This is a genomic window from Mesorhizobium sophorae, assembly GCF_002270415.1.
Classification (GTDB): Bacteria; Pseudomonadota; Alphaproteobacteria; order Rhizobiales; family Rhizobiaceae; genus Mesorhizobium; species Mesorhizobium sophorae.
Window position 1 is genome coordinate 405272 of the sequence record NZ_NNRI01000001.1, and the last position, 16024, is coordinate 421295.

17 protein-coding genes are annotated in these 16024 nt (G+C 63.0%); 7 read left to right on the top strand and 10 right to left on the bottom strand.

Annotated features, from left to right (window positions below; translation table 11 throughout):
- Positions 1–6 precede the first annotated feature (6 nt).
- The 3 genes from CGZ66_RS01660 to CGZ66_RS01670 are packed head-to-tail and all read left to right on the top strand — an operon-like array spanning position 7 to position 2751.
- Complete coding sequence (locus CGZ66_RS01660; RefSeq protein WP_095080826.1) at positions 7–876, top strand: ABC transporter permease; 870 nt, start codon at positions 7–9, stop codon at positions 874–876.
- Positions 873–1667: an ABC transporter permease gene (locus tag CGZ66_RS01665; RefSeq protein ID WP_095080827.1), complete on the top strand. Its 795-nt coding sequence runs from the start codon at positions 873–875 to the stop codon at positions 1665–1667. Before CGZ66_RS01660 ends, CGZ66_RS01665 begins: the two co-directional genes overlap by 4 nt.
- 37 nt (positions 1668–1704) lie before the next feature.
- Positions 1705–2751 carry an extracellular solute-binding protein gene (locus CGZ66_RS01670; protein WP_206073648.1) on the top strand — a complete coding sequence of 349 codons (1047 nt, stop codon included), beginning with the start codon at positions 1705–1707 and terminating at the stop codon, positions 2749–2751.
- A gap of 77 nt (positions 2752–2828) precedes the next feature.
- Here the strand turns inward: CGZ66_RS01670 and CGZ66_RS01675 are convergent, their stop codons facing one another.
- On the bottom strand, positions 2829–3530 hold the full coding sequence (locus tag CGZ66_RS01675; protein ID WP_095080829.1) for a GntR family transcriptional regulator: 702 nt from the start codon (positions 3528–3530) through the stop codon (positions 2829–2831).
- Positions 3531–3675: 145 nt separating this feature from the next.
- Between CGZ66_RS01675 and CGZ66_RS01680 the strand changes: the two genes are divergently transcribed.
- Genes CGZ66_RS01680 through CGZ66_RS01690 form a run of 3 tightly spaced genes read left to right on the top strand, consistent with a single transcriptional unit; the run spans position 3676 to position 6392 of the window.
- Positions 3676–4560 (top strand): fumarylacetoacetate hydrolase family protein, encoded by an 885-nt coding sequence (locus tag CGZ66_RS01680; RefSeq protein ID WP_095081100.1) that lies wholly within the window; start codon positions 3676–3678, stop codon positions 4558–4560.
- Positions 4561–4587: 27 nt separating this feature from the next.
- On the top strand, positions 4588–5862 hold the full coding sequence (locus tag CGZ66_RS01685) for a metal-dependent hydrolase family protein (protein ID WP_095080830.1): 1275 nt from the start codon (positions 4588–4590) through the stop codon (positions 5860–5862).
- A gap of 5 nt (positions 5863–5867) precedes the next feature.
- A complete protein-coding gene (locus CGZ66_RS01690) occupies positions 5868–6392 on the top strand; it encodes a 4-vinyl reductase (protein WP_095080832.1) in 525 nt (174 codons plus the stop codon).
- 50 nt (positions 6393–6442) lie between these two features.
- On the opposite strand, the gene CGZ66_RS01695 is transcribed toward CGZ66_RS01690, so the two are convergent.
- Positions 6443–6778 carry a hypothetical protein gene (locus CGZ66_RS01695; protein ID WP_095080834.1) on the bottom strand — a complete coding sequence of 112 codons (336 nt, stop codon included), beginning with the start codon at positions 6776–6778 and terminating at the stop codon, positions 6443–6445.
- 299 nt (positions 6779–7077) lie between these two features.
- On the opposite strand from CGZ66_RS01695, the gene CGZ66_RS01700 reads away from it, so the two are divergent.
- A complete protein-coding gene (locus CGZ66_RS01700) occupies positions 7078–8556 on the top strand; it encodes a DHA2 family efflux MFS transporter permease subunit (RefSeq protein WP_245330962.1) in 1479 nt (492 codons plus the stop codon).
- A gap of 88 nt (positions 8557–8644) precedes the next feature.
- Here the strand turns inward: CGZ66_RS01700 and CGZ66_RS01705 are convergent, their stop codons facing one another.
- The 8 genes from CGZ66_RS01705 to CGZ66_RS01740 form a co-directional block, all read right to left on the bottom strand.
- Positions 8645–9100: a MaoC/PaaZ C-terminal domain-containing protein gene (locus tag CGZ66_RS01705; protein WP_167391954.1), complete on the bottom strand. Its 456-nt coding sequence runs from the start codon at positions 9098–9100 to the stop codon at positions 8645–8647.
- A complete protein-coding gene (locus CGZ66_RS01710; RefSeq protein WP_206073651.1) occupies positions 9097–10170 on the bottom strand; it encodes a Gfo/Idh/MocA family protein in 1074 nt (357 codons plus the stop codon). The genes CGZ66_RS01705 and CGZ66_RS01710 overlap by 4 nt, the downstream gene beginning before the upstream one ends.
- Complete coding sequence (locus tag CGZ66_RS01715; RefSeq protein WP_095080839.1) at positions 10166–10495, bottom strand: L-rhamnose mutarotase; 330 nt, start codon at positions 10493–10495, stop codon at positions 10166–10168. The genes CGZ66_RS01710 and CGZ66_RS01715 overlap by 5 nt, the downstream gene beginning before the upstream one ends.
- Before the next feature lie 9 nt (positions 10496–10504).
- Positions 10505–11617, bottom strand: coding sequence for a mandelate racemase/muconate lactonizing enzyme family protein (locus CGZ66_RS01720; protein ID WP_095080842.1), 1113 nt, complete (start codon positions 11615–11617; stop codon positions 10505–10507).
- A 4-nt stretch (positions 11618–11621) separates the two neighbouring features.
- On the bottom strand, positions 11622–12719 hold the full coding sequence (locus CGZ66_RS01725; protein WP_095080844.1) for an ABC transporter ATP-binding protein: 1098 nt from the start codon (positions 12717–12719) through the stop codon (positions 11622–11624).
- Positions 12720–12722: 3 nt separating this feature from the next.
- Complete coding sequence (locus CGZ66_RS01730; protein ID WP_095080845.1) at positions 12723–13589, bottom strand: carbohydrate ABC transporter permease; 867 nt, start codon at positions 13587–13589, stop codon at positions 12723–12725.
- A 2-nt stretch (positions 13590–13591) separates the two neighbouring features.
- Positions 13592–14488, bottom strand: a complete 897-nt coding sequence (locus tag CGZ66_RS01735; protein ID WP_095080847.1) for a carbohydrate ABC transporter permease — start codon at positions 14486–14488, stop codon at positions 13592–13594.
- A 162-nt stretch (positions 14489–14650) separates the two neighbouring features.
- A complete protein-coding gene (locus CGZ66_RS01740) occupies positions 14651–15970 on the bottom strand; it encodes an ABC transporter substrate-binding protein (RefSeq protein ID WP_095080849.1) in 1320 nt (439 codons plus the stop codon).
- Positions 15971–16024 lie beyond the last annotated feature (54 nt).

Genomic DNA, 16024 nt, shown 5'->3' on the forward strand with positions numbered 1-16024 from the left:
GCGGCGATGGGTCCGAACCGCACCTACCTGCTGATCGCACCCGCAATGCTGGTCATCGGCATTTTCATGGTGCTGCCGCTGTTCCTGGCGGTCGCCTATTCCTTCATGACCGCCAACCCCTATGGCGGCGTCACGGCGCCGGAGACGTTCGACGCCTATCTCCAGTTCCTGTACCAGCGCGACTTCGACGACAGCCTGGTGTTTTCGCCGAGCTATGCGCTGATCATCCTGCGTTCGATCTACCTCGCCATTGCCACGACCCTCATCTGCCTGGTGCTTGGCCTGCCGGTTGCCTGGTACATCGTCTGCCAGACACCGGAGCGCCGGCGGGTCCTGCTGTTTGCCGTCACGCTGCCGTTCTGGATCAACACACTGATCCGCACCTATTGCTGGATCCTCATCCTGCGCGACGAAGGCCTGGCGAATGGTGCGCTGCGCCATGCCGGCATCATCTCCAATCCGCTGCCGCTGCTCTACAATGACGGGTCGATCCTGCTCGGCCTCGTCTACACCTTCCTGCCCTTCATGGTGCTGCCGATCTATTCGACGCTGGAGCGCATCGACCCGCGTCTGATCGAGGCCGCGCACGATCTCTACGCCAGCCGCGCCGCGGTCTTCCGCCGTATCGTCTGGCCGCTGGCGAGACCCGGCGCGCTGGCCGGCGCCACGCTTGTCTTCGCGCCGGCGCTCGGCTCGTTCCTGGCGCCCGACCTGCTTGGCGGCGGCAAGAAGCTTTTGATCGGCAGCCTGATCCAGATGCAGTTCACGTCGTCGCGCAACTGGCCGTTTGGGGCAGCACTCTCGACCGTCGTGACGGTCGTCGTGCTGACCGTCTTCGTCATCCGTTCGCGCAAGGCACAGGAGGAGCGGCGATGAATGGCGCAAAACCCTTCGACTGGCGGCATACGCCCGGCCTGTCGGCCTACACCGCTCTCATATTCCTCTTCTTCTACGCGCCGCTGCTGATCCTGGTGATCTATGCCTTCAACTCGAGCCGGCTGGTCACCGTGTGGGCCGGCTTCAGTTTCAAATGGTTCGTCGCGGTCGCCAACAACGGCTCGATCCGCGACGCTGCCTTCAACAGCGTCATCATCGCGATCGTCGCCACCATCGCCGCGACGGCCATCGCCACGGCCGGCGCGCTGGCACTGGAACGCGGCCGGCTGCGGTTCGGGCGCAGCGCGGCAACGGCGCTGATCGCGATGCCACTGGTGGTGCCGGAGATCGTCGTGGCGATCACCACGCTGATCTTCTTTTCCGGGCTCGGCATGCATCACGGGCTCATCAACCTGATGATCGCCCACACTGTCTTTTGCATTCCGTTCGCGCTGCTGCCGATCCAGGCGCGGCTGCGCGACATGGGCGGCACGCTGGAGGAGGCTGGCCGCGACCTCTATGCCGACGAATGGCGGCTGTTTCGCCGCGTCACGCTGCCCTTGCTGATCCCGGCGATCTCGGCCGGCGCCATCATGGCCTTCGTCGTCTCGCTCGATGATTTCCTGATCTCGATGATGGTGTCGAGCGCCGGCTCGACCACCTTGCCGGTCTACATCTACGGCATGATGCGGCTTGGCGTGACGCCGGAGGTCAACGCCATCTCCACCATCCTTCTTGCCGTTTCCATCGTCTTCGTCGCAGCGGCGCTGCTCGTCGGACGACGCAAATAGACTTGCCTAGAAATAAGAAAACCAGAGGAGAACGACCGTGACCAAATGGAAAGAAGGACTTTCAGGAATAGCTTTGGCCACCGCCATCATGGGGGCCATCACCACCACGGCGCTCGCCGATTCCGGCGAACTGCACATCTACAACTGGACCGACTACACATCGGACGAAATGATCAAGAAGTTCGAGACGGAGACCGGGATCAAGGTCACCATCGACACCTACGATTCGAACGAGACCGCGCTCGCCAAGTTGAGCTCGGGCGCCGCCGGCTACGACGTGATGATCATCAGCAACGACTTCGTGCCGATCTTCGTCAAGCAGAAGCTGTTCCAGGAAGTCGATGCGGGGGCGATGCCGAACTTCAAGAACGTCGATCCGAAATGGCAGCATCGGTCCTGGGATCCGGATGCGAAATACACCGTGCCATGGGTGTGGGGGACCACGTCCTATTCGGTGGACACCGCCGTCTACAAAGGGCCGACCGACAGCCTGAAGCCGCTCTTCGATCCGCCGGCGGAACTCAAGGGCAAGGTCGGCATGTTCGGGTCGCCGACCGAGGTGATGTCGCTGGCATTGGTCTATCTCGGCAAGGATCAGTGCAACAGCAATCCGGCGGACCTGAAGGAACTCGATGCCTTGCTCGAGGCGCAAAAGCCCTTCGTCAAGGTTTACAATTCCGATGGCATCGTCGAGCGCCAGGTCGCCGGCGAGACGGTCATGCACGAGCAGTGGTCGGGCAAGGCGCTGGCGACACGCCAGCAGAAGTCGACGGTCAAATATGTCTATCCCAAGGAAGGTGTTGTCGGCTGGATGGACAATGTCGCCGTTCCCTCGACCGCGCCCAATGTCGACAACGCCAAGAAGTTCCTCAACTTCCTGATGGATCCCGAAAACATCGCGCTGCAGCAGAAATACACCGGCTACCAGAGCGCGATCGCTGGTTCCAACAAATACCTGGCGGCGGATATTGGCGGCTCGCCGGAGTTCAACCCGCCGGCCGATCTGAAAATCTCGTTTGCGCCGTCATGCGACGAGAAGGCGATCCGCGCCTACGATCGTATCTGGACCAATCTGCGCCAATAGGCTCATGACGCAAAACGCCGCCCGTTCGTACGGGCGGCGTTTTCTACCTTCTGTCCGAGGACCTCGAAAATGAAGCGCTACGCCCGCACAATTTTCTCGCGCGCCGGCAGGTCATCGGCTTCGGCCGCCAGCAGGATGTCGGTGGTCACCGCCAGATGCGCCGCCAGCAATTCGGCTGCCTTCTCGGCATTGCGGTCGAGCACGGCATTGGCGAGGTCCTGATGTTCCTTGCTGATGTTGCGGGCATTGGGTGCCAGCGAGACCGAACGGCGGCGGTAGCGCTCGCTCTGGTCGTAAAGCTGGTCACGCAGGCGCAGCAGCCAGCGGCTGTCGCAGCCGCCAACCAGCGCCTTGTGGAAGGCCGCATGCGCGGTCGCCCATTCGTCGCTCGAATGCACCGGATGGTCCGGTGTGTGCTCTGGCGTTCGCGACAGCCGGTGCAGGGCCGCGACCAGCTGCGATTCCCAGGCGACGTCGCCCACCTCGATGGCGCGGCGGATGCACAGCGTCTCGATCTGGATGCGCGTCTTGGTGAGGTCGACCAGATCCTCGGCCGAGATCGGCGCGGCGCGGAAGCCGCGTTGCGGTTCGGCCACGACAAGGCCCTCGGACGTCAGCCGCGACAGCGCCTCGCGGATGGCGCCGAGGCTGACGGACAGCCTATCGCACAGTTCCTGCACCTTGAGCCGGCTGCCCGGTGCGATGCGGCACGACAAAAGGTCGGCGCGCAAATCCTCATACGCGCCTTGGGTGAGATTGATCGAGCCTTCCCTAGCCATTGGTTCGCCCGCGGCCGAATCTGTCCATCGAATGCCTCTCATACATTATCGCAGGGAGGAATCAGAATGCAAAATAATATATTCTATGTTGACAGATATATAATTTCTGAACAAAGTCCAGCCTTCACAAGCGAGGATGTGGCCAGTGCGATTTGCAGTCTATAAATCGCCGCGGGGACCCGGACTGGCAATCGCATTGCCGGCAGGTGAGTTCCGCGGCATCGACGAAAGCGATGCGATGTTTCCCGGACGACTGGAGGAACTCATCGCCGAGGGCACGCAAGCGCTGCAGGCGGCAGGCGAGCGGCTGGCCAGCGGACGGCGGATCGATCCTCAAGCGGTCGAGTGGCTGCCGCCGCTATCGGCACCGGGCAAGATCATCTGCGTCGGCCTCAACTATGTCGACCATTCCATCGAGAGCGGCTTCGTGCCGCCGAATTATCCGACCTTGTTCGCCCGCTTCTCGACCAGCCTGATCGGGCATGGCGCAGCCATCCGCCGTCCGGAGGCATCGATCCAGCTCGATTACGAGGGCGAGATGGTGGCGATCATCGGCAAGGCCGGCCGCCACATTGCCCCTGGCAAGGCACTGAGCCATGTCGCCGGCTACTCCATCTTCAACGATGCCTCGATCCGCGACTTCCAGACCAAGTCGCCGCAGTGGACCGTCGGCAAGAATTTCGACGGCACCGGATCCTTCGGGCCGATCTTCGTGACATCAGACGAATTGCCGCCGGGCGGCAAGGGGCTGCGCATTCAGACGCGCCTCAACGGCCAGGTCGTCCAGAACGCCTCGACCAGCGACATGATCTTCGATGTCGCCTCGCTAATCTCGATCATCAGCGAAGCGATCACGCTCGAGCCGGGCGATATCCTCGTCACCGGCACGCCGTCCGGCGTCGGCATGGCGCGCAAGCCGCAGCTGTTCATGAAACATGGCGACGTCTGCGAAGTGGAATTGGAAGACGTCGGCATCCTGTCCAATGTCGTTGCCGACGACGTCATTACTGCGCAAGCCGTCAACCAATAACCCCGCCAACTCCGAAAGGACGATGTCATGACAAGAGTGATGTTTCGAAATGCCATGATTTGGGATGGCACCGGCGCCGATGCCTTTCCAGCCGATCTGCTGGTCGAGAATGGCCGCATCGTCACCATTGCGCGCACGCCCGGCCAATTGTCCGGTGACGGCGCGACGACGATCGAATGCCGCGGCATGACGCTGATGCCGGGCCTTGTCGAAGGCCACGCCCACATCTCCTTCGGCGGCGCGATCAAGGATTCCGACCTTGGCCTGATTCCGCCCGAGGAGCATCTTCTGCTGACCATGCGCAATGCCAAGACATTGCTCGACCATGGCTTCACCAGCGCCTACAGCGCCGCGACCTCGAAGCTCAGGCTGGACATCGTCATCCGCAACGAAATCAATGCCGGCCGCTTGCCGGGACCGCGCATGCGCGCCGGCAGTCCGGAAATCACGGTGACCGGCGGCCTCGGCGACGAGCGCCAGCAACATATGTATCACGAGAGCTTCGGCATGATCGCCGACGGCGTCGAGGAGATCACCAAGGCGGTGCGCCTGTGCTGCCGCGAAGGCGCCGACAACATCAAGATCAACATTTCCGGCGACGATCTGAGCCCCGCGGCGCATGGCGGCCTGACCGTGATGAGCGAGGCCGAAGTGATGACGGCGGTGTCCGTTGCCCGCGACTTCGGCAAGAAGATCAACTGCCATGCCCGCGCAGCCGGCTCTGTGAAGCGCGCGGTAAAGTGCGGCGTCGACGTCATCTACCACTGCGAATCCGCCGACGAGGAAGCGCTCGATGCGCTGGAATCGGCCAAGGACCGCATCTTCGTCGGCCCGGCCATCGGCATCATCTACGGCACGCTCTACGAGGGCGAGCCCTTCGGCTTTACCCACGAGATGGCGGTCAAGTTCGGCATGCAGCGCATCCTCGACGACAGCCGCAAGGTCTACACCGAATTGCGGAAGCGCGGCGTGCGCGCACTGATCGGGGGCGACTATGGTTTCGCGCAGACGCCGCAAGGCACCAACGCGCGCGACCTCAAGCATTTCGTCGACCTGCTCGGCTATTCGCCGAGCGAGGCGCTGCAATGCGGCACGCGCCTCGGCGGCCAGGTGATGGGCCTCGGCGACGAGCTCGGCATGGTCAAGGAAGGCTTCATCGCCGACCTGCTGCTGGTCAATGGCGACCCGCTGAAGGACCTCGACATGATGGTGCATGAGAAGAACCTCGTCGTCATCATGAAGGACGGCGAGCTCTACAAGGACCAGTCGGTCTCGGTCGCCGCGCAACGCCAAGCAGCCTAGGCATCATGCGGCCCGCGGTTCCGATCGATGTCGACGAGACGAGCGGCATCTGGCGGACCGACGGGCTGCCGATGGTCTACCTGCCCAGGCACTTCCTGGTGAACAATCATCTCGCTGTCGAGGCAGCTCTCGGCCGCGATGCCTATCGCGCCATCCTGCGCACAGCGACGGCAAAGTCCGCCATCGAATGGTGCGAGGCGCAGGTGCAGGGCAAGGGCCTCGATCCCGAGGCGACGTTCCGCCATTATTTCCAGCGCCTGTCGCAGCGCGGCTGGGGCCAGTTCTCGATCGACACGCTGGATGTGGGCGGGCGCTTCGGCAGCATCAGCCTGAGGAATTCGATCTTCGCGCTGGAGGCCGGGCAGGGGCCAGGCCAGCGCGTCTGCTACATGTTCGAGGGTTTTGTCACCGGCGCCTTCTCGTTCCTGCTCGGTCTTGCGGCACCGACGCAAGTCGAATGCGAGGAGACATACTGCGCCTGTGATGGCCGGCACGACCATTGCCGGTTCGACTTCGCGGAAAGGCCATAGGCCATCCGGTGCAGCCGTCCTGCCTGAGGCGCGCTACGGCCGGATGAGGGTCAGGGACCGTGGGGGCCGCATAGGTCGAGCGTCCATTGGATGGTTCCGCAATAGTCGCCGGCGTAGCCGTCGTAACTGCCGTAGCCATTGTAGTAGCCGTCTATCCAGCCACCATCGCCGGCCCAATCGTCGCCGGTCCAACCGCTGCTGACCCAACCGCCGTGGTGCCCATGTCCACCGCGCACAGCGTGTCGATGCGCGCCACCGTGATGGGCAGCAGTGTGGTGGACACTATGGTGCCTGACGACCGCGGCATTGGCGACGGTGATCAACGGGATCGCGCTCGTGGCCAACGCCAGCACGATGGAACTGATGAAGACGATCTGCCTTTTCATGAGGATGCCTCCTGTTCATGCGAGACATACATGGGAAGGAAAACGGCCTCTCACTCGACACGTTCCTTCACGAAATCGGGACGGCATTCGCTGAAACGCAAATGAGCCGGAAAACTCCACGCAACAGCCGTTTGCCGATGTCCTCGCAAGGATAGCCGCGGTCAAGATTTGTTGACTTCCATCAAGGCCAAATTGACTACCGCTTGCCTTTTTGTCGGACCATAAGACAGGCCATGCGGTCAGGTCTCGGCTGGCTGGCGCATACAGGCAATCTTGCCTTTGAACGCGGATGCGCCAGCTTGAGCTGGAGCATCCAAGCCGCCTGCATGACGGAATTGGTCACAGCATTGGAACAGCCTCAATTTGCCACCGAGCGCGACCCGAGGCTGAGGCTGATCATTCCGATCATCGTCGCCATCGCCTTTCTGATGGAGCAGCTCGATTCCACCATCATCACCACCGCAATCCCGGCCATCGCACGCAGCCTCGACACGACGCCGGTCAGGCTGAACCTGGCGATCACAACCTATATCCTGACCTTGGCCGTGTTCATCCCCGTCAGCGGCTGGTTCGCGGACAGGTTCGGCGCACGAAGAGTATTCGCGCTGGCGCTTTTCACCTTCACCCTTGGTTCGGCGCTGTGCGGCATCGCCAGCAGTTTCGGCATGCTGCTGGCGATGCGTGCCCTGCAGGGGCTGGGCGGCGCCATGATGACGCCCGTCGGGCGGCTGATCCTGCTGCGCAGCTTTCCGCGCAGCGGCTTGATCACCGCCATGACCTACATGACCTTGCCCGCCATCATGGGACCTGTCATCGGGCCGCTGCTCGGCGGCCTGTTGACCACCTATGCCTCGTGGCGCTGGATATTCTATGTCAACGTGCCGTTCGGCTGCCTCGGCATTGCGGCTGCGCTGCGCTTCGTCGACGATTTCCATGAGGAAGCGGTGCAACGTTTCGACTTCGCCGGATTCCTGATGGTGGGATGCGGCGTCGCATTGCTGCAATTCGGGCTCGAAAGCATCGGCCGGCCGATCATCCCTGTCTCGGCGACAGTGCTGGTGCTGGCAGCTGCAGTCCTGCTGCTGCTCGCCTTCGGGCGCTATGCGCGTCGGGTCGTCGCGCCGGCGGTCGACCTGACGCTGTTTCGATTTCGCTCGTTCTGGGTCGGTACGCTCGCCGGTGGCCTGTGCCGCGTCGGCCTCAACGGCGTGCCGTTCCTGTTGCCGCTGATGCTGCAGGTCGGCTTTGGCATGAGCCCGGTTACCTCCGGCTCGCTGACGTTCGTCAGCAGCTTCGGCGCCTTGCTCATTCGGCCGCTGCTGTCGCCGCTGTTGCGGCGCTTCGGTTTCAATGTCGTGCTGATCGGCAGCGCGCTTGTCGGCTCCGCCGCTGTGGCGGGCTTCGCCCTGATCGGCGCCGACACGCCACACTGGATGATCGGCCTCTACGTCTTCGTGTTCGGCATCATCCGGTCGGCGCAGTTCATGACCTCCAACACGCTGTCCTATGCCGACCTGCCGGCGGACAAGTTAAGCCGCGCCACCAGCCTCGGCGGCGTCCTGCAGCAGCTCAGCGTTTCGCTCGGCGTTTCAATCGCCGCCATGGTGCTGGGTCTGGTTGCCGGGGAAACCCACATCGTCACACCGGAGCGCTTTCATCAGGTGTTCCTGCTGACCGCGATCATCCCGCTGCTGTCCATTCCCGGCTTCCTGTATCTGCGCGCCGAGGACGGCGTGCAGGTCAGCGGCCACGTCCGGAAGGACAATTCTCGCAAATAGGGCGACGAAAGTTATGACGTAGCATCAGGTGCGTATACGGGCATACTTGCATCCACACAGGGAACCATCGGTTAGGGTGCCCTGAGCTTCAGCTCTCCGCCGGCTTGCGTTCGACGATGTAGATGTGGTCGGCCGCCAGCACCACTTCGCCGCGCTGGTTGATCACTTCGCAGCGCTCGATGACCCGTCCCGAAGCCGGCCGCTTGGGATCGTCTTCCTTGGCCGCGATGGTGGTGCGCGTCCGGATCGTGTCGCCGATGAACACCGGCTTGATGAAGCGCAGCCGGTCGTAGCCATAGGAAAAGGCAACGGGATTGACGACAGTCGCCGTCAGCCCGATGCCGATCGAGAACACCAGCGTGCCATGTGCGATGCGCTGGCCGAACGGCGTCGTCTTCATGAACTCGGCGTCCATGTGATGCGGGAAGAAATCGCCGGTGTGGCCGGCATGGACGACAAAGTCGGTTTCGGTGATGGTGCGGCCGCTGGTGAGGCGCGACGCACCGATCTCGTAGTCCTCGAAGTACTGGATCTGTTCCATCAGGGTCTTTCCGCGATCGGTGTCGCCGGTGCCGCACTCGACTGATAGGCCGCCTCGACCAGCGCCATCGTGCTCCAGGCATCCTCGACCGGACTGATCAGCGTCGCGTCTTCGCCGGCTGCAAAACGCTGGACGTTGGCCATGCGGCCGACGAAGGCATCGGGAAACCACTCGCCGGCCAAGGGCACCGCGACCCAGTCCGTCCCGCCTTTGGGGTAGATTTCCAGCACATCCGGTTCACCGCGCGGATAGTCGAGGTTGAGGCCAAGCTTGAGATAGGCAGCGCCCTCGGTGCCGCAGATGCGGAACTCGCAGGCCTGGTGCCGGCGGCCGAACTTGTGGTCATGGTTGATCGACAGCGCGCAGCGCACGGTGTTGCCATAGCAGAGAATGGCGCTGGTGCGCGTCTGCGCCACCGCATGGTTGGGATGGCCGAGCGTCTTGGCGTGCACGCCTTGGGGGTCACCGAGAAATTGCCGGATCAGGTCGAGATAGTGGATCGAATGCATGGCGATCTCGACGCGTGGCGCCTTGAGCAGGAATTCCCACAGTTCCCACGGCGTCGCCAGCGCCAGCCAGGCGTCGAAGTCGACGATCTCGCCGAGCCAGCCCTTGGCGATGGCGTCCTTGAGCGCCAGCATCATCGGCGCGAAGCGCAGCTGGAAGTTCACCGCTGCCTGAAGCTTTTTGGCGCGGCAGATTTCGAGGATCGTGGTTGCTTCGGTGAGGTTGCTGCCCATTGGCTTCTGGATCAGCGCCACCGCGCCGTCAGGCAAGGATTTCAGCACATCGGCATGGCGCGACGGCGGTGTCGCGAGGTCGAAGATCGCGCCCTTGACCGCTGCAGCCTCCTCGGCGGAACGAAAGGCTGTCACACCCCATTGGGTGGCCAGTTTTTCAGCTCGAGCATGATCGGGATCGTAAAGCCCGGCGATCGGAAAGCCGGCCTTCCTGTAGGCCGGGAAATGCGCGTCGCCGACGATCGACCCGGCGCCGAAGGTGACAATCGGCCGGGGCGTCGAAGGTTTGGGCCAGGACTGGGCGAGTGAGGCAGGGTCGAAACCGCCTTCAATCATGATGGAAGACCTCGTCCATCGCTGCCCACCATTCGCCTTCCCCGCGCGTCGCCAGCGGTTCCTGGCAAGGCATGCAGACCGCCCACCATTCCTGCGTCCTCGGGTCGGCCGCCATCTTGGCCATGTCAGCCGTGTAGTCGACGCCGTGGTATTCGAGCGTGCTGAACAGCAGGTTCTCCGGCCGCTTGAGGTAGATCGAGTAGTTCTTGATGTTGCAGGCCGAGATCATGGTCAGCACGTCCGGCCAGACGGCAGCGTGAAGGCGGACATACTCCTCGACCTTTTCCGGCTTCAGGCCCAGAACCATCCCCATCCGCTGCATATCAGTCTCCTATCCGGTGATCGCCGTGGTGAATTCGGCGATGCTCATGGCCTTGACCGCGTCCCAGTCCCAATCGATGCCGATGCCCGGTTCGTCGGGCGCCAGCGCCTGGCCATCCTCGATGCGCATATGCTTGCCGGTCAACTGGTCGAGCTGCGGAATGTACTCGACATAGCGGCCGTTCTGAACTGCGCAGGCCAGGCTGACATGCAGTTCCATCAGGAAATGCGGGCAGACCGGAATGTCGAAGGCCTCCGCCGCATGGGCGATCTTGAGCCAGGGCGTGATGCCGCCGATGCGGCCGACATCGACCTGGACGATCGAGCAGGCGCCTTTTTGCATGTATTCGCGGAAATGGCGGATGGAATAGAGCGACTCGCCGACAGCGATCGGCGTCGGCGTTGAATTCGACAACCGCACGTGCCCGTCGATATCGTCGGCCGGAAGCGGCTCCTCGATCCAGGCGAGATCGAGCTCGCGCAGCCTGGCCGCGCGCCGGATCGCCTCATCGACAGAGAACCCCTGATTGGCGTCGGTCATGATCTCGTAGCCGTCGCCCACCGCCCTGCGCACCGCAGACAGGCGGGTAAGATCCTCCGAGCCGTGCGGCCTGCCGATCTTCACTTTCGAACCGCGAAAGCCCTTGGCCTTGGCGGCCAGCGCATCGTCGACCAGCGCCTGAGTCTCGATGTGCAGCCAGCCGCCTTCGGTCGTGTAGAGCGGGCAGCGGTCCTTGGCGCCGCCGGCCAGCTTCCACAGCGGCAGGTTTTGCTTTTTCGCCCGCAGGTCCCACAGTGCCGTATCGATCGCGGCGATCGCGATGGCCGTGATCGCGCCGATCGTGGTGGCGTGGGTGGCAAATTCGAGATCGTGCCAGATCGCCTCGATCATGTCGGGGTCGCGGCCGATCAGGCGCGGCACCAGATGGTCGGACAGGAGCCGCATCACCGACGAGCCGCCGGTGCCGATCGTGTAGCTGTAACCGGTGCCGACCGCGCCGTCGGAATCGGTGATCGTCACGATCGGCGTTTCCTGGCTGACGAAGCTCTGGATGGCGTCGGTGCGCTTGACCTTGGGCACAAGGTCCACCATCCGCAGTTCGACTTTCTCGATCCTGGCCATGTCGTCAGCTCCGCAATGTCTTCCCGGTGTCGGCGGCAAACAGATGTGCCTGCGACATGTCGAAACTCATGGCGATCCGCTCGCCCGATTTCAGCGGCCTCGGGTTCAGCATGCGCGACACCCAGTCAGTGCGGTTGAATTCGACGAACACCAGCGTCTCGTTGCCGAGCGGTTCGGTGACGGTGATCGGCAGCTCGATCTGGTGGACGTCGGCGGCGCCGCCGGAACTGATGCCATGGCCGGTCGGATAGATATCGTCAGGCCGCAGCCCGAACACCACCTTGTCGCCAGTGGCGACATTGGACTTGAACTGGCCGGGCAGCGGCAGGTTTTCGCCGCTGGCGAAAACCATCTGGCTGCCATCGATCGTGGCCTCGTGCAGGTTCATCGGTGGTGAGCCGATGAAGCCGGCAACGAAGCGCGTCGCCGGCCGCCGGAAAACCTCGTCGGGCGTGCCGACCTGTTCGATATGGCCGTCGCGCATGATGACGATGCGGTCGGCAAGCGTCATCGCCTCGACCTGGTCATGGGTGACATAGATCACTGTCGACTGCACCTTGGCATGCAGCTTCTTGATCTCGGTGCGCATCTGCGTGCGCAGCTTGGCGTCGAGGTTGGAGAGCGGCTCGTCGAACAGGAAGACGTCGGGATCGCGCACGATGGCGCGGCCCATGGCAACGCGCTGGCGCTGGCCACCGGACAGTTGCGACGGGCGGCGGTCGAGCAGCGTGTCGAGGCCGAGGATGGCCGAGGCCTCGGCGACGCGTCGGTCCATGTCGTCCTTGGCCGCACCGGCGATCTTCAGGGAGAAGCCAAGATTCTCGCGCACCGTCATATGCGGATAGAGCGCATAGGACTGGAACACCATCGAGATGTTGCGCGAGCGCGGCGGCAGGTCGTTGACGATGCGGCCGCCGATCTCGATCGAACCGGCGCTGATCTCCTCCAGCCCGGCGATCATGCGCAGCGTCGTCGACTTGCCGCAGCCGGAGGGGCCGACCAGCGCGATGAATTCGCGGTCGGCGATGTCGAGATCGATACCGTGCACGATCCCGACATTGCCATAGCGCTTGGTCAGCTTGGTGAGGGAAACGGTTGCCATGGGTCAGCCTTTCACCGCGCCGGAGGTCAGGCCGCCGACAAGGTGTTTCTGGACAATGTAGGTGAGGGTGAGCGCCGGAATGATCATCACCACGGCGAGCGCGCACATGCCGCGCCAGTCGATGGTGAACTCGGCCGTGTAGTCGAGCAGGCCGACCGGCAGCGTCTTGGCGCTCACCGAGCGGGTCAGCTGTGAAGCCAGCGCGAATTCATTCCAGCAGGTCAGGAAGGCGAAGATGGCGGCCGACGCAATGCCCGGCCCGGCGAGCGGGAACTCGACCTGCCAGAACGCCTGCCAGCGCGTGCAGCCGTCGATCTGCGCGGCTTCAGCGAGGTCCTTCGGCACCTGGCGGAAGAAGCCGTCGATCAGCCAGATCGTGAACGGCACGTTGAGCGCGACATAGGCAAGGATCAGTCCGAAATGCGTGTCGATGATGCCAAGCCGCACATAGAGGAAGAACAGCGGCAGCGACAGCGCGATGCCTGGCACCGTGCGCGTCAGCATCAGGCCAAGGAAGACGCTCGACTTGCCGCGGAAGCGGTAGCGCGCAAACGCATAGCCGCCGGCCATGCCGATGGCCACCGCAATGATCGTCGACGTCACCGAGATGATCAGCGAGTTGCGGAAATACTCGATCACCGGGATGCCGCCCTTGCCGATGCCGCTGAACATGGCGACATAGGCGTCGAACGAAATCTCCTGCGGGATCCACACTGGCGGCTTGGCCATGATCTCGACGGTCGGCCGCAGCGACGACAACACGATCCACAGACCGGGCAGGCAGATGGTCAGCATCGCCAGGAACAGGCCGATGCGATAGACAATGCCTGTGAGCCGACGCTTCAAGCGGGCGGAAGAATTCTCGTCCATCTTCACCACTCAGCACCGATCTGCGTGCGCGCCGCGGCGAGCTTGTTGAAGAAGTAGACGGTGAAGGCGATCGACAGAAGGATCGAGAAATAGGCCATGGCGTTGGCCATGCCCATGCGTCCGTCGCTGTAGGCGGTGCGCGCCACCAGCGTCCACAACAGCTCGGTGCGGCCTGCCGGTCCGCCATCGGTCATGATCTTGACGATGTCGTAGGCGCGCGCCACGTCGAGCGAGCGGATGGTCATGGCGATATAGGCGAAGGGCATGACGAACGGCCACGTCACATAACGGAATGTCTGCCACGGCGTGCAGCCGTCGACGCGCGCCGCCTCGATCGGCTCCTTGGGCATGGCGAGCAGGCCGGCCAGGATCAGGATGGCGAAGATCGCGGTCGACGACCAGATTTCGGCGATCGAGATGGCGATGAAGGCGAGATGGCTCTCGATCAGCCACGGTATCGCGTCCTGCGTGAGCCCAAGCGACTGCAAGGCATTGTTCACCAGGCCGATATTGTCGTTGAACATGAATTTGAATTGGAAGCCGACCAGGATCGGCGAGAACATCATCGGAAACATCATCAGCGTGCGCAGGATGCGCTGGCCCCGCGTCGCCTTCTCGACCAGCATCGCCAGGCCGAGGCCAAGCAGCATTTCGAGATTGAGCGCGATCGTCAGCAGCAGCACCGTGCGGCCGAACGCCCACCAGAAATCGGTGTTGGACAGGATCGAAAGATAATTCCGGAAGCCGATGAAGACGAAGAAAGTCTCGGGCCGCGTCAGGCGGAAAGGCGTGAAGCTGGAATAGAGCGACAAAAGCAGCGGCACCACGACAACCGCCGCCAGCACGATGACAGCCGGAAGCAGCAGCAGGAATGGCGGGGATGGCTTGAAGCCCTTCATCAGGATCCTGTGGGGTGTTGCATTCAACTATCGGTGCCTCTTCTTCGTCGAGGCCCGGACCGGGGAACGGAAGGCTATCATGGATCGGTCAGCACACTCGCCCTGGCAAGGCGCGATCGCCTCCCCCATCGCTGATGGGGGAGGCCGTGTTGGGAGCAGTCGCTAAAGCTTGCCGGCGTCCTGGAGGATCTGCGTCGCCTTGGCGGCGGCCTCATCAAGTGCCTGCTTGGAGGTCTTGTCGCCGAGGATCGCCGCCTGCAGTTCGGGATAGACGGCGTTCGAGATCTCGATCCACTCAGGCGTCTGCGGCACGGCAAAGGCGTGCGTGGCTTCTTCCTGGAAGGCGGCAAGGACCTCCTTCTTGTACGGGTCGTTTGCTGCTTGCTGCAGGTCCCAGTCCCACACCGCGGTGCGGGTCGGCAGCGGTCCAGCGGCGGCCTCGAGCTTCTGGCTGTCCTCGTTGGTCAGCCACCACACCAGGGAAGCCGCGGCCTCCTTGTTGGGGCAGTTCTCGGTCACCGAGAAGCCGTGGAAACCGGACCAGCCGGTGCGCTTGCCCGAGGACCCCTTCGGCGCAACCTTGACGCCGACATTGCCGGCGACCTTCGACGACTTCGGATCGTTGAAGAAACCGGCCCAGCCCGGCCAGTCGAGGTTGATGGCGACTGTGCCGGAGGCAAAGCCCTGGCCGAGGTCGTCCCACAGATAGTTGGTGGTTCCGGCCGGCACCGCCTTGACCTTGTAGAGGTTGACGAACCAGTCGAGCGCCCTGATGCCGGCTTCGGAGTTGAAGACCGGCTTGCCGTCCTTGTCGAGATACTCGCCGCCTTCGGCGACCACCATCTCGTAGAAACGGCCGTTGATCGCCTCTTCCTTGCCGGCGAACTGGGTGCCGTAGAAATTGGGCGGCTTGGCGAAGAACTCAGCCTGGTCGGTGACTTCCTTCCAGGTGTCCGGCGGCACCAGATCATAGCCGTATTTCGCCTTGAACTTGGTCTTGTTGTCGGCGTTCTCGTACAGGTTCTTCTGGTAGTAGAGCGCTGAAACGTCGAACTGCGCGCGGGGCAGCATCTCCAGCTTGCCGTCGATGGTTGCCGACTTGATCGTCGAAGGCACGAAGGCGTCGATCTCTGCCTTGGGCAAGAGCTTGCTGAGATCGGTATAGAGGCTCGTATACTGCGGCGCGAAGGACGAATGGTTCCAGCCGACGCACCAGTTGGTGCTGCCCGAGGCGATGTCGGACTTGAGCTCCTTGTCGATGTCGAAGCCGTTCTTCTTGGTCAGGATGTTGACCTTGGCGCCGGTCAGCTTCTCCCACTCGGGGATGCGCTCATAGAGCTTTTCATATTGCTGGCCGCCGATCAGCTTGGCGTCGATGGTGACGCCTTCGAACTTGCCGGGCAGGTCGCCGGCAAGGGCCGTGCCTGCACCGGATGCAAGCAACAATGCGCCGGCGGACACGCCGGAAAGCAGTCTGTTCATTGGTATCCTCCCTTGGTGCGCCTCAGCGGCGACCGCAACTCGTCTGATGACAAG

Coding starts and splice junctions, on each gene's coding strand:
- CGZ66_RS01685 (WP_095080830.1), top strand. CDS start 4,588: ATGACAAGAGTGATGTTTCGAAATGCCATGATTTGGGATGGCACCGGC.
- CGZ66_RS01720 (WP_095080842.1), bottom strand. CDS start 11,617: ATGGCCAGGATCGAGAAAGTCGAACTGCGGATGGTGGACCTTGTGCCC.
- CGZ66_RS01730 (WP_095080845.1), bottom strand. CDS start 13,589: ATGGACGAGAATTCTTCCGCCCGCTTGAAGCGTCGGCTCACAGGCATT.
- CGZ66_RS01740 (WP_095080849.1), bottom strand. CDS start 15,970: ATGAACAGACTGCTTTCCGGCGTGTCCGCCGGCGCATTGTTGCTTGCA.
- CGZ66_RS01735 (WP_095080847.1), bottom strand. CDS start 14,488: ATGAAGGGCTTCAAGCCATCCCCGCCATTCCTGCTGCTGCTTCCGGCT.
- CGZ66_RS01690 (WP_095080832.1), top strand. CDS start 5,868: ATGCGGCCCGCGGTTCCGATCGATGTCGACGAGACGAGCGGCATCTGG.
- CGZ66_RS01725 (WP_095080844.1), bottom strand. CDS start 12,719: ATGGCAACCGTTTCCCTCACCAAGCTGACCAAGCGCTATGGCAATGTC.
- CGZ66_RS01660 (WP_095080826.1), top strand. CDS start 7: ATGGGTCCGAACCGCACCTACCTGCTGATCGCACCCGCAATGCTGGTC.
- CGZ66_RS01675 (WP_095080829.1), bottom strand. CDS start 3,530: ATGGCTAGGGAAGGCTCGATCAATCTCACCCAAGGCGCGTATGAGGAT.
- CGZ66_RS01665 (WP_095080827.1), top strand. CDS start 873: ATGAATGGCGCAAAACCCTTCGACTGGCGGCATACGCCCGGCCTGTCG.
- CGZ66_RS01715 (WP_095080839.1), bottom strand. CDS start 10,495: ATGCAGCGGATGGGGATGGTTCTGGGCCTGAAGCCGGAAAAGGTCGAG.
- CGZ66_RS01695 (WP_095080834.1), bottom strand. CDS start 6,778: ATGAAAAGGCAGATCGTCTTCATCAGTTCCATCGTGCTGGCGTTGGCC.